12 protein-coding genes are annotated in these 11,945 nt (G+C 69.4%); 11 read left to right on the top strand and 1 reads right to left on the bottom strand.

What is annotated here, in order from left to right; genetic code table 11:
• Positions 1-2 precede the first annotated feature (2 nt).
• On the top strand, positions 3-1,298 hold the full coding sequence (locus AZL_RS18865; RefSeq protein WP_012976083.1) for a pentapeptide repeat-containing protein: 1,296 nt from the start codon (positions 3-5) through the stop codon (positions 1,296-1,298).
• A gap of 97 nt (positions 1,299-1,395) precedes the next feature.
• Here the strand turns inward: AZL_RS18865 and AZL_RS18860 are convergent, their stop codons facing one another.
• Entirely contained in the window at positions 1,396-1,614 is a 219-nt protein-coding gene (locus tag AZL_RS18860) for a hypothetical protein (RefSeq protein WP_042444241.1), read from the bottom strand.
• A gap of 180 nt (positions 1,615-1,794) precedes the next feature.
• Here AZL_RS18860 and AZL_RS18855 point away from each other — a divergent pair, with 180 nt between their 5' ends.
• The 10 genes from AZL_RS18855 (at position 1,795) to AZL_RS18810 (ending at position 11,831) form a co-directional block, all read left to right on the top strand.
• Entirely contained in the window at positions 1,795-3,393 is a 1,599-nt protein-coding gene (locus AZL_RS18855) for a glycosyltransferase (RefSeq protein ID WP_042444239.1), read from the top strand.
• 105 nt (positions 3,394-3,498) lie between these two features.
• Positions 3,499-4,554 (top strand): pseudaminic acid synthase, encoded by a 1,056-nt coding sequence (gene pseI, locus AZL_RS18850; RefSeq protein WP_012976081.1) that lies wholly within the window; start codon positions 3,499-3,501, stop codon positions 4,552-4,554.
• Positions 4,555-4,561: 7 nt separating this feature from the next.
• Complete coding sequence (locus AZL_RS18845; RefSeq protein ID WP_148219491.1) at positions 4,562-5,320, top strand: cytidylyltransferase domain-containing protein; 759 nt, start codon at positions 4,562-4,564, stop codon at positions 5,318-5,320.
• A gap of 31 nt (positions 5,321-5,351) precedes the next feature.
• A complete protein-coding gene (locus tag AZL_RS18840) occupies positions 5,352-5,585 on the top strand; it encodes a phosphopantetheine-binding protein (protein ID WP_012976079.1) in 234 nt (77 codons plus the stop codon).
• A gap of 15 nt (positions 5,586-5,600) precedes the next feature.
• Complete coding sequence (locus tag AZL_RS18835) at positions 5,601-6,464, top strand: alpha/beta fold hydrolase (protein ID WP_042444237.1); 864 nt, start codon at positions 5,601-5,603, stop codon at positions 6,462-6,464.
• The gene (locus AZL_RS18830) at positions 6,461-6,709 is read left to right on the top strand and encodes a phosphopantetheine-binding protein (RefSeq protein WP_012976077.1); all 249 of its coding nucleotides are present in this window, start codon (positions 6,461-6,463) and stop codon (positions 6,707-6,709) included. The genes AZL_RS18835 and AZL_RS18830 overlap by 4 nt, the downstream gene beginning before the upstream one ends.
• Positions 6,706-7,920, top strand: coding sequence for an AMP-binding protein (locus tag AZL_RS18825; RefSeq protein ID WP_012976076.1), 1,215 nt, complete (start codon positions 6,706-6,708; stop codon positions 7,918-7,920). The genes AZL_RS18830 and AZL_RS18825 overlap by 4 nt, the downstream gene beginning before the upstream one ends.
• The gene (locus tag AZL_RS18820; protein ID WP_012976075.1) at positions 7,917-8,678 is read left to right on the top strand and encodes an SDR family NAD(P)-dependent oxidoreductase; all 762 of its coding nucleotides are present in this window, start codon (positions 7,917-7,919) and stop codon (positions 8,676-8,678) included. Before AZL_RS18825 ends, AZL_RS18820 begins: the two co-directional genes overlap by 4 nt.
• Before the next feature lie 27 nt (positions 8,679-8,705).
• Complete coding sequence (locus AZL_RS18815) at positions 8,706-9,764, top strand: 3-oxoacyl-ACP synthase III family protein (RefSeq protein WP_012976074.1); 1,059 nt, start codon at positions 8,706-8,708, stop codon at positions 9,762-9,764.
• Positions 9,765-9,965: 201 nt separating this feature from the next.
• The gene (locus AZL_RS18810; protein ID WP_042444235.1) at positions 9,966-11,831 is read left to right on the top strand and encodes a flagellin; all 1,866 of its coding nucleotides are present in this window, start codon (positions 9,966-9,968) and stop codon (positions 11,829-11,831) included.
• Positions 11,832-11,945: the final 114 nt, after the last annotated feature.

The raw sequence follows: 11,945 nt of genomic DNA, 5'->3' as shown, positions 1-11,945 counted from the left end.
ACATGGTGCAGCACCGCACTCTACAGCGTATCGATCAGACCCAGCTCGATCAGGTGGTGCGGCGGCACGAGATGTTCCGCAATGCCCGTATCGGCGGCGCGCGCGCCAACCTGTCCTTCTGCGATCTGTCGGGACTGGACATGGCGGGCCGTGATCTCGCCCATGCCGATTTCGTCGGCGCCAGCCTGCGCGGCGCCGATCTGTCCGGGGCGCGGCTGGATTGCGCCTCCCTCTTCGTCGCCGATCTGCGGCAGGCCAATCTCGACGGTGCCAGCCTGATCAAGGCCGATCTGCGCGGCGCCTGCCTGCGCGGGGCGATCCTGGTCGGCGCCAACCTGTTCGAGGCCGACCTGCGGGACGGCTCGCTGGCCGAGAAGGACCGCTCCGGTCATCTGCACATGGTGCAGATCGACTCCAATCCGGCCGAGGCCGACGGCGCCGACCTGTCGGGGGCCAATCTGACCAATGCCCGGATGTCGGGCGTCATGGCGATCCACACCGATTTTTCCGACGCGGTGATGCGCGGCTGCAAGCTGGTGCGGGCAACCATGCGCGGCGCCAATTTCACCGGCTCCAACATGGAGGGGGCCGATCTGTCCGGTGCCGATCTGCGCGGCGCCTGCCTGCGTGGCGCGGTGCTGACCGGCGCCACCATGACGATGACCGACCTCACCGACGCCGACGTCGAAGAGGCGCTGACCGACAAGCCGGTCGGCCGGGTGGTGGCGGAGCTGGGGCGGTCCCTGGAGGAGCTTCTGGCCGATCACATGAGCTGGGTGGGATCGAGCGGGGCGCAGGGGGCGATGCTGGACCTGTCCGGCTTCGACCTGCGCCATGCCCCGTCCCTGGCCCATATGTGCCTGACCATGCTGCGGGCGGTCGGGGCGACGCTCTACGGCCTGGACCTCTCCGGCGTTCAACTGCAAGCCGCCGTCCTCGACAAGGCGGATTTGCGCGGGGCGACGCTGACGGACGGCGATCTGCGCGGCATCGGCTTGCGGAACGCGAAGCTGAACAATGCCGACCTGCGCAACGTCAACCTGCGCCCCCTGGTGTTCGACGAGCAGCGCTCCCGCCCCGCCGACCTGTCGGGGGCGAAGCTGCGCTATGCCGACCTCGGCGGCGCCTGTCTGCGGGCGGTCAATCTCGGCAATGCCGACCTGTCCTTCGCCAACCTGCGCGGCTGCGATCTGACCCGGACCGACCTCACCGGCGCCAAGCTGTTCGGCGCCAAGATCGAGCGCCGCACCCTGGCCGAGGGGGCGATCCTGGACGGCGTCGCCGGGTTGAAATTTTAGAGTCTGTCTGATGCTTGTTGAAGCATCAGACAGACTCTGATCTTTTGATTTTCGCGCGATTCACGCTTCGGACGATTCCGTCTGAACCGATCCCACTTCAAGCCGGTATGCGGGGAACCCTCTGGACCAGCCGCCGCAGTTCCAGGGCGGCGCGGTCGGCGATGCGCTGAGCCTCCACCAGCACGCTGGTAAGGTCACCGACCTCCGGCGCGATGTCGCCCGCCGCGTCGGACATCGCGTCCAGCTCGGCGGCGGCCTTTTCGAGCAGTCCGGTCACCACGCCGGCGGGGCCGGCGGCAGAGTCGAAACCAGCCATGAAGGTTCCCCTCATAAAAATATGGTTATTCGGAGTGTGTCGCATTCCGGCACGCGGCGCAACGGCTTCCGCCGCGCCGCACAACGACACCCGTCCGGGCCGTGGCCGACAGCGTTCGCTTGCACGGCCCATGGTCGCGGCGGTACACACGGGCAAGCTGTCAGAGGAAAGGTCCAGACGATGCCGGAAACGGTCCAATCCGACCGCGTGACCGCGGCCGCCGCGGCTCTGATGGTCCATTTGACCGACCGGCAGTTCGACGCCGACAAGCTTAACCGGCTCACCGCGCTGTGCGAGGAAACGCGCCGCACCCTGGACCTCGACAGCCGGCTGGCCTTGGCCGAACGGCTGGAGCGTGACGCGCCGTCGAACGACACCGTCCGGCTGCGCTCCGTCCTGTTCCTGCTGACCGGGGATCTCTATCATTACGAACGCATTCTCCATTACCTGATCCTGGGCGCCGACAGCGCCGAGCCGGCGATTCTGCACTACACCCACTGGTGCATGTCACGGCAGCTGTTCCTGGGGGTGGCGAGCGGCGACAAGCAGGCCAGCTTCGTCGCCTGCGACCAGTTCCGCTATTACACGGCGATGGTCCGCCAGATCGCGCGGAGCTGGGGCCTGACGCCGCCGCCGGCAGCACTGCGCGACGGGCCGATCCGCCGTGTCGCGGTGGTGACCAACCAGTTCACCAACCAGGGCCATCAACCGACCCGCGATTGCTTCGACTTCGCCGCCCGCATGCAGGACGAGTTCGGGCTGGATGTCGCCATCATCAACGTCAACGGCCTTCCGGGCCGGGTGGAGAATGTCTTCATCCCACCGATGGTCGCCGAGATCGCCGCCGATCTCGACGGCGTCTATGCGCTGAAGATGTTCGGCCGGCAGGTCAAGACCGCATCCTTCACCGAACCGGTCTTCAGCCGGAACAAGCTGAGCGTCATCGTCGAGGCCATCGACGGCTATGATCCCGACCTGATCGTCGCCTTCGGCGGCTCCAACATCGTCGCCGATCTGTTCGCCATGTCCGGCGCCCGCCCGGTGGTGGCGCTGCCCACCAGTTCCGGCATCACCCTGTCGCTGGCGCCCATCGTGCTGGGGTTCGAGGAGAGCGACCACACCCAGTCGATCCCGGCGCTCTACCGCGGCCCCTTCGCCCGCCGGTTCCGTCCCTTCACCTTCGGCTACACCCTGCCGCCGTCGGCAGGGGTGCGCATCGACACCGGCTTTCCGGAGGGCGCCACCCTGTTCGTGATGGTCGGCACCCGGCTGGACCAGGAGGTGACGGGGGAGGTGTTGGGACTGCTCGACGACATCCTGGACCGCCGCCCCGAGGCCGGGCTGGTCTTCGCCGGTGATGTGGACGAATTGCCGGCGCGCCTCGCCGCCCTGCGCAATGGCGCCCGCATGCGGTGCCTGGGCCATGTCGCCGACATCCGCGCGCTCTACGCCCGCTGCCATGTCTTCCTGAACCCGCCACGCCAGGGCGGCGGCGGCGGCGCGGCCTTCGCCCTCGCCGAAGGGCTGCCGGTGGTGACCTATGGCTGGGGCGACGGCGCCGTCGTCTCCGGCCCGGACTTCTGCGTCTCCGACCGCGACGGCTATCTGTCGCGGGCGGTGGCCCTGACAACCGATGCCGCCCTCCACAGCGAAGCCGCCGCCGCCGCCAAGGCGCGTTTCGGCGAGATCGGCGACCGCAACCGCTGCGTCGAACGGCTGATCGCCTATGGCGAGGAGGCCAGGGCCCTGCTGCGGGCCGAGCGCGCCGGCGCGAATTAACCTTCCTTCATGTTTTCGTGGAAGACTGGTCCCATCCTCCGCAGTCCGTTGGAAAGCCCGCCCGTGTCGAACGCCACGTCCCCGCACCTCCCCAGCCGTCCGCCGATGTCCATCGCCGGCCGCCCGATCGGGCCGGGGCATCCGCCCTACCTGATCGCCGAGATGTCGGGGAACCACAATGGCGATCTCGGCCGTGCCCTGGCGCTGGTGGACGCGGCGAAGGAGGCGGGGGCCGACGCCGTCAAGTTGCAGACCTACACCGCCGACACCATCACCATCGCCCATGACGGCCCCGGCTTCCGGCTGGAGGGCGGGCTGTGGGCTGGGCGCACCCTGCATGACCTCTACCGCGAGGCGCATACGCCGTGGGCGTGGCATGCCCCGCTGTTCGAACGGGCGCGGTCGCTGGGGCTGACCATCTTCAGCTCTCCGTTCGACGAGACCGCCATCGAGCTGCTGGAGGGGCTCGACGCTCCGGCCTTCAAGATCGCGTCCTTCGAACTGATCGACCTGCCGTTGATCCGCCGTGCCGCCCGTTCCGGCAAGCCGCTGATCATCTCCACCGGCCTGGCGACCCTGGGCGAGATCGAGGCGGCGGTGGCCGCGGCCGGCGATGTGCCACTGGCCCTGCTGCATTGCGTCAGCGGCTATCCGACCCCGCCGGAGGACTGCAACCTCCGCACCATTCCGCATCTGGCGGAGATGTTCAGCGGCGTCGCCGCCGGGCTGTCCGACCACAGCGAGGGCATCGCCGTGCCGGTCGCCGCCGCCGCCCTGGGCGCCACGGTGATCGAAAAGCATTTCACCCTGTCGCGCGCCGATGGCGGGGTCGACAGCGCCTTCTCGTTGGAACCGGCGGAGTTCAAGGCGATGGCGGCGGCCGTCCGCACGGCCACCGCCGCCCTGGGCCGGGTCGATTACACGGTGAAACCCAGCGAGGCCGGCGGGCGCGATTACCGTCGCTCCCTTTATGTCGTCGCCGACGTCGAGGCGGGCGAGTCGTTGAGCCCGACCAATGTCCGTTCCATCCGTCCCGGTTTCGGCATGGCCCCCGGACATCTGCCGGATGTGCTCGGCCGCCTCGCCATCCGCCGCCTGAAACGGGGAGAGCCGCTGTCCTGGGACATGCTGGCTCCCCCATCGGAGGGGCGGAATGGATAGGGGCGGAATGGATAGGCCCAGGATCATAGCGATCTCCCAGGCGCGCATGACCTCCACGCGGCTGCCGGGCAAGGTGCTGCTGCCGGCCGCCGGCCGCCCGTTGCTGGCGCATCATCTGGAGCGGCTGTCCCGCACTCCCGGCCTGGACGGGGTGGTGCTGGCGACGACGGTGAACGCCGCCGACGATGCGGTCGCCGATTGCGCCCGGGCCCTGGACGTCACCGTTTTCCGCGGCGACGAGCAGGACGTGCTGGGACGCTTCGCCGGGGCGGCGGCGCTGGCGGGAGCCGATCTGGTGGTGCGCGTCACCGCCGATTGCCCGCTGATCGACCCGGCGCTGGTCGGCCGCCTGATCGCCGCCTTTCACGACAGCCATCGGCAGGGCCAGCCGCTGGACCATCTGTCGATCGACAGCACCCGCTATCCGCGCGGCCTGGACGCCGAGATCGTGCCGCGCCGCCTGCTGGACGAGGCGGCGGCCAACGCCACCGACCCGGCGGAGCGGGAGCATGTCACCCCCTACATCTATCGGCGACCCGACCGTTTCCGGTTGGGGGTGGCGTTGGTGCCGGACGAGGCGGTGGATCCGCCGGGCCAGCGCTGGTGCGTGGACGAGCCCGCCGATTACGAACTGGTGCGCCGTCTGCTGGAGGCGCTGTTGCCGGCAAATCCCGGTTTCGGCTGGCAGGATTGTTGCAAACTTCTTCGCGACCACCCCGATTGGGTGGACATCAACCGTTCGGTCCGGCAAAAGACGCTGCACTGACGTCGCGCCGGTTCGATCAAGGAGAAAAGTTATGGATCGCAACGAATTCCTTCTCGCTCTTGACGAGATGCTCGAACTGGATCCCGGCACCTTGACCGGCGACGAGGCCCTGGAATCGCTGGAGAGCTGGGACTCGCTGGCGGTCATCAGCTTCATCGCCCTGGTGGATGAGAAGACCGGCGTGGTGGTGGAGGGCGAGAAGCTAGCCAAGGCCAAGACGGTCGCCGACCTGCTGGTTCTTGCGGGGGCCCCGGTCGCGGCCTGATCGGTGCCCAGACCAATGTCCGGGCCCATATCCCGGCCGGTCTCCGAGGGCAGCCGCCTGCGCGCCGGTGTCGCCACCGTCGCGGGCGGGCAGGCCGCCTATCTGTCGGTTGGCGGCGGCGGGGTGCCGGTCCTGCTTGTGCATGGCTTCGCCGGTGACCGGCTGACCTGGCAGTTCAACCTGTCGGCCCTGTCGGTCCGCCGGCGTGCCATCGCCGTCGACCTGCCGGGCCATGGCGGATCGACGCCGGACGTCGGCAGCGGACGGGTCACCGACTTCGCGCCCTGGCTCATCGAGTTCCTCGACGCGCTGGAACTGCCCCTGGTCCATCTGGTCGGCCATTCGATGGGCGGCTATGTCGCGCGCGAACTGGCGCGGTTGGCGCCCGACCGGGTGGCGAGCCTGACCTTGCTGGCCAGCGCCGGTCTGGGCACGCCCTTCGATCTGGCCTTCCTGCGGCGGGTGATCGCGCCGGCCGACGTGGCGGAGGGCCGGGCCTGCGCCGAACGGCTGTTCGCCGGCCCCTCGCCGCTGATTCCCCGCTTCGCCGAGGTGCTGCACGCCCAGGGCGCCGACCTGACGCGGCGGGCGGGACTGGAGCGGATCATCGAGCTGTCCTTCGCCCCCCATGCCGACGGCGGCGGACCGCCGGTCGATTGGGGGGCCTATCCGATGCCGATCCAGATTCTGTGGGGCCGCGACGACCGCATCATCCCGTTGCCGCCGCCGGACCGGCTGCCGCCGGACGCTCCCTTCCGGATCTTCGACGCCGCCGGGCATCTGCCGCACATCGAGGCCGCCAGCCCGGTGACCGCCGCCATCCGGAGCTTTCTGGACGGTTGCGACGCCGCCCAATCCGTTGAGCCGAGCACACCATGACCGATCGCATCTTCGCCCTGATCGCCGAGGAACTCGGCCGCATCGCCGCCGACAAGGGGGAGGTTCTGCCGCCCCTGACGGATGAGAGCCGGTTCCTGGATGGAGGCCTGCCCATCGACTCGCTCGACCTCGCCACCTTGCTGGTGGTGCTGGAGCAGCGGACCGGCCAGGATCCGTTCCGCGCGGGCTTCCGCCAATTCACCACCGTCGGCGAGCTGGCGGCTCTCTACACCGTTCCGGCATGAGTGGCAGCCGCCCAGACTGGATCCATCCCGCCTTTCGCCTGATCGAGGGGGAGGAGTCCTTCGGCTGGGCGGATCTGGCGTCCCTTCCGCCGCCGGAGGGCGGTGTCCTGCGCGCCGACCGGCCATCCCGCGTGCTGGCGGCGCTGGCCGCCGCGCAAGAGACCGGGCAGGGGATCCTGCTGGCCCGCGGCATGGCGGATACGGCAGGCTGGAAGCCGGGGCGGGGCTTTTCCATCACGCTCGAAAGCTCCGGCACCACCGGCAGGCCCAAGCGCCTGCGCCACGACTTCGCCCGCCTGCGCGGCCGGCTGCGCGGCGTGGCGGGGGAGGGCGCGCGCTGGCTGCTGACCTATGATCCCGGCGCCTTCGCCGGCCTTCAGGTGATGCTCACCGCCGCCGCGGCCGGGGCGCTGCTGGTCGCCGTACCCGCCGGGAGTTCCGCCGGGAGTTCCGCCGGGGGCTCCGGCGGCAGCGCCGGCATCGTCGCGGCACTTGCGCAGGCGGCCCGCCGTCATGCGGTGACCCATGTCAGCGGCACGCCCAGCTTCTGGCGCGCCTTCCTGATGGCGCTGGGCGGGGCGGACTTGCCGCTGGCCGCGGTGACGCTGGGGGGCGAGGCCGTCGACCAGCCGCTTCTCGACCGGTTGGCGGAACGCTTTCCCGCCGCCCGCCTGCGCCATATCTACGCCTCGACCGAAGCCGGCGCGTTGTTCGCCGTCGCCGATGGCAGGGCCGGCTTTCCGGCGGCCTGGCTGGAGGAGGCCCCGGACGGGCTGGCGCTGCGGATCGCCGACGGCGTTCTGGAGGTGCGCAGCCCGCGCGCGGCGGCGGGCACGGTCGATCTGGAGGGCTGGCTGTCCACCGGCGATCTGGTGGAGCGCCGGGGCGACCGGGTGCTGTTCGCCGGACGGCTCGACGGTCTGGTGAATGTCGGCGGGGTCAAGGTGTCGCCGGAAGCGGTGGAGCGCCGCCTGCTGGCGGTGGAGGGGGTGGCCGATGCCGCGGTCGTCGCCGTGCCGAGCCCGATCACCGGCCATCTGCTGACCGCCACCATCGTGCCGGCCCCTGGTGCCGACGAGGCGGTCCTGCGCGTTGCCCTGCGGGGCGCCACCGCCGATCTGCCTCCGGCCGGCCGGCCGCGCGCCCTGACCTTCACCGACCATATCCCGCTGAGCGCCGCGGGCAAGAAGAGCCGAAAGGGGGCATCATGACCGCGACGGCCGCCGTCCGATCAAAGCGACACGTCATCGTCACCGGCGGCAGCCGCGGCCTCGGCCTCGCGCTGGTCGAGGCTCTGCTTGCCGACGGCTACCGGGTATCGACCTGTAGCCGCTCGCCGTCCGAGGCGTTGGAGCGCCTCGCCGGTCCCGACCTGTTCTGGCATTCCTGCCGGATCGGCGACGGCGGCGAGGTGCGGGCCTTCTTCGACGCCGCCCTCGCCTGGAGCGGCGACGCGCCGCTGTGGGGGCTGGTCAACAATGCCGGCATCGCCCGCGAAGGCGTGCTGGCCACCTTCCCGGAGGTGGATGCCGAGGCGGTGATCGAGACCAACCTGACCGGCGCGCTCCAGGCCGCCCGCGCCTTCCTGCGCGCCAAGCTGGTGGCGCGGGGGGCCGGCGCCAAGGGGGGGCGCATCGTCAACATCTCCTCCATCATCGGCCAGCGCGGCTATGTCGGGCTCGCCGCCTATTCGGCGTCGAAGGCCGGGCTCGACGGGCTGACGCGGGCGCTGGCGCGCGAGGTCGGCCGGCGGGCGATCACCGTCAATTCGGTGGCGCCGGGCTATCTCGACACCGAAATGTCGGGCAGCCTGTCCGAGGGGCAGCGCGACCAGATCGTGCGCCGCACGCCGCTCGGCCGGCTCGGCGCCGCGGCCGACGTGGTGCCGCTGGTCCGTTTTCTGCTTGGCGATGGCGGCGGCTTCATCACGGGTCAGACCCTTACGGTGGACGGCGGCATCACCTGCTGAGGCCGCATGGGAACAGGGGAGGCGGAAATGGTCGCCAGCCGGATCGACGGGGTGGGTGTGCGCGGCGTCGTCGGCTGTGTGCCGGAGGGGCGCGAGACGATCGGGGATCTCGCCCGCCGCTTCGGCGAGGAGGCCGCCCGCAAGGTCGCCGCCGCCACCGGGATCGAGGAACGGCGGATCGTTTCCCCCGGCCAATGCACCAGCGACCTCGCCGCCGCCGCCGCCGGCCGGCTGCTCGACGGGTTGGGCTGGGATCCGGACAGCGTCGACCTTCTGGTTCTGGTGACCCAGACCCATGACCACACGCTGCCCGGCACCGCGTCGCTGCTGCACCGGCGCCTGGGGTTGCGCAAGGGGGCGGCGGTGCTCGACCTGACCCATGGCTGTTCGGGGTTCATTTATGGATTATGGACCGCCGCCGGACTTCTGAAGGCGGCCGGGCGGCGGGCTCTGCTGCTGGTCGGGGACACCACCTCGAAGCTGGTCGATCCGGAGGACCGCGCCGTCGCCCCGCTGTTCGGCGACGGTGCCGCGGCGATCGCGCTGGAGTTGGACGACACGGCCGCGCCGATGGTTTTCGACCTGGGCAGCGATGGCGCCGGCGCCCCCTATCTGGCGGCCGAAGGTGGGGCGATGCGCCATCCCGGCCGGCCGGCGCGCCTGTTCATGGACGGAACCCAGGTCTTCGCTTTCACTTTGCGCGAGGTGCCGGGCAGCGTCCGCGCCGTGCTGGACGCTGCCGGCTGGACGACGGGCATGGTCGACCATCTCGTCCTCCACCAGGCCAACGCCCAGATGATCCGCCATCTCGGCCAGAAGCTGGGGGTTGCGGCCGACCGCAACATCATCGCCCTGCGCGAGGTCGGCAACACCAGCTCGGCCTCGATCCCGCTGGCGCTCGCCGCCGCGCTGCCGGACCGGCTGGCCGCCGGTCCCCGCCGGCTGCTGCTGTCGGGCTTCGGCGTCGGCTGGTCCTGGGGCAGCGCGGCGCTGGTGATCGGGCCGCTGTCCATCTGCGAAACGACCGTTCTGCCCGGCAGGAACTGCCCGGCAGAATCTGCCTCATCGGCAAGCCCTGCCCCCTGACCGGCAGAAATTGCCGGCAGGCCGGCAAAATTTGCCGATCCCTTTCCTGCCCATGGGCACCGATTGCCAAGGAAACCCGGCAAATTTGAGCTGGCCCGCTTCTTGCCTATCCCTTTGGCGGGGGAATTAGTCCCCTTCCGGATCCCGGCACCCCGAAAGCGGCGCGCCACCGGACATTGATCCTCCAAAGGAGTGGCTATCATGGCTGGCAACGTTACCCTGTCCGCGTCCATGCGGACCAACCTGCTGCAACTGCAAAGCACGCAGGAACAGATCAGCAAGAAGCAGAACATCCTGTCGACGGGCAACAAGGTCAACACCGCCCTCGACGGTCCGACCGCCTTCTTCTCGGCCAAGGGCCTGAACCAGCGCGCCGGCGACCTGTCGTCGCTGAAGGACGCGATGGGCCAGTCGATCAGCACGATCCAGGCCGCAGACAAGGGCCTGACCGCGATCGATTCCATGGTCGACCAGGCCAAGGGTCTGACCACCGCCGCCTACGCGGCGCTCGGCAACGATGCCGCCTCCATCGCCACCCGCAAGTCTCTCGCCAGCCAGTTCAACACGCTGCGCGGCCAGATCGACAAGCTGGCCGCGGACAGCAATTACGGCGGCAAGAACCTGATCGCCGGCAACGGCCTCAGCATGGACAGCACCAGCGCGTCGCGCGCCGCCGTCAACACCATCGTCGGTGTCGACAACGCCCGCGTCACCAATGTGCAGGCGCCGGACACCTACTCGATCCGCATCAAGGGCGACGGTGCCGTCAGTGGCAGGACCCAGGACATCAATGACGCCCAGAACGCCCATGGCCTGACCGGCCTGAAGCTGTCGGGCACGATGTCGAGCACGCTCGGCAACTTCTCCAACGTCCAGATCGAGGTGCGCGGCGCCAACGGCCGGACCCGCGACTTCATCGTGTCGGATGGCAGCGAAAGCCGCACCATCTCCTACTTCGACAACAGCCAGACGATGTCGAGCAATCTGGTGTCGCCCGCCAAGTCGGGTTCGGCCCAGGTTTCCACGGTGAATGTCGGCGGCACCGTCGAGGAAGGCGACATCTTCACCGTCACGGTCGAAGGCCAGACCTTCAGCTACACCGCCACCAGCGGCGACGTCGCCACCGGCCAGAACGCCGCCAAGAACGTGGCGACCCAGCTGAAGGCCTCGATCGCCACCGCCATCAGCAGCGGCACCGGCCGCCTGAACGGCAAGGACGTCGCCTCCGCCACGGTCGGCACCAGCGGCACCATCACCCTGACCGGCGCCACGACGTCCGGCGTGGTGCGCGACTTCACGCTGACCACCGGCACCACCAACGCGCTGACCAAGAAGATCTCGGAAAGCTTCTCCTCCGGCACGATCGTCTCCTTCACGGTCGACCGTCGTCTGTTGGAGGCGGCGAACAACCAGGGCAACGGCGTTTCGACCATCGAAAAGAAGACCAACGTCCAGATCCAGGTCACCAACTCCAACGGCGCCCAGGTCACCCGCGATGGCATGAGCGACCAGGGTGACGGCAAGCTGGCGAACGGCGACCAGGCCTTCGCCTTCGACAGCGGCACCGTCCACCTGGATGTCGATGCCAAGACGATCAAGCAGGCGGCCTCGCACAACTGCTCGGCCAACATCGTCACCAAGCAGATCTCCGACGCCAACTCGAAGAACGACATCACCGTCCAGCTGAACGAGACGAACACCAACTCGATCACGGTCAACGCGGTGAACCTGACCACCAGCGGTCAGGGTCTGAAGCTCGACGAGGCGCAGAACAACTGGACCGACCGCGCCGACATCGACAAGGCGGTCGCCGGCCTGGATAACGCCAAGGCGACGATCCGCTCGGCCTCGCAGTCGCTGTCGACCAACCTGAACGTCATCACGACCCGCGAAAACTTCACCAAGGAGTTCAGCGACGTGCTGACCGAAGGCGCCAGCAAGCTGACGCTGGCCGACCAGAACGAGGAAGGCGCCAGCCTGCTGATGCTCCAGACCCGGCAGCAGTTGGGCACCATCGCCCTCTCGCTCGCCAACCAGTCGCAGCAGTCGATCCTGCGCCTGTTCTAAGGCGTAGAGTTCGGACGGCAAGTTCGGGTAGGATCACGCCCGGCGGGCGGCGGCATCAGGCCGCCGCCCGTTTCTTTTTTGGGCCGGACCGGGCCGGCAAAGGCCGGGCGGCGT

The organism is Azospirillum sp. B510 (genome assembly GCF_000010725.1).
Taxonomy (GTDB): domain Bacteria; phylum Pseudomonadota; class Alphaproteobacteria; order Azospirillales; family Azospirillaceae; genus Azospirillum; species Azospirillum lipoferum_B.
The sequence above is the reverse complement of the archived record's forward strand: the minus strand, read 5'-3'. Positions and strand labels throughout refer to the sequence as shown.

Coding starts and splice junctions, on each gene's coding strand:
- AZL_RS18865 (WP_012976083.1), top strand. CDS start 3: ATGGTGCAGCACCGCACTCTACAGCGTATCGATCAGACCCAGCTCGAT.
- AZL_RS18860 (WP_042444241.1), bottom strand. CDS start 1,614: ATGGCTGGTTTCGACTCTGCCGCCGGCCCCGCCGGCGTGGTGACCGGA.
- AZL_RS18855 (WP_042444239.1), top strand. CDS start 1,795: ATGCCGGAAACGGTCCAATCCGACCGCGTGACCGCGGCCGCCGCGGCT.
- pseI (WP_012976081.1), top strand. CDS start 3,499: ATGTCCATCGCCGGCCGCCCGATCGGGCCGGGGCATCCGCCCTACCTG.
- AZL_RS18845 (WP_148219491.1), top strand. CDS start 4,562: ATGGATAGGCCCAGGATCATAGCGATCTCCCAGGCGCGCATGACCTCC.
- AZL_RS18840 (WP_012976079.1), top strand. CDS start 5,352: ATGGATCGCAACGAATTCCTTCTCGCTCTTGACGAGATGCTCGAACTG.
- AZL_RS18835 (WP_042444237.1), top strand. CDS start 5,601: ATGTCCGGGCCCATATCCCGGCCGGTCTCCGAGGGCAGCCGCCTGCGC.
- AZL_RS18830 (WP_012976077.1), top strand. CDS start 6,461: ATGACCGATCGCATCTTCGCCCTGATCGCCGAGGAACTCGGCCGCATC.
- AZL_RS18825 (WP_012976076.1), top strand. CDS start 6,706: ATGAGTGGCAGCCGCCCAGACTGGATCCATCCCGCCTTTCGCCTGATC.
- AZL_RS18820 (WP_012976075.1), top strand. CDS start 7,917: ATGACCGCGACGGCCGCCGTCCGATCAAAGCGACACGTCATCGTCACC.
- AZL_RS18815 (WP_012976074.1), top strand. CDS start 8,706: ATGGTCGCCAGCCGGATCGACGGGGTGGGTGTGCGCGGCGTCGTCGGC.
- AZL_RS18810 (WP_042444235.1), top strand. CDS start 9,966: ATGGCTGGCAACGTTACCCTGTCCGCGTCCATGCGGACCAACCTGCTG.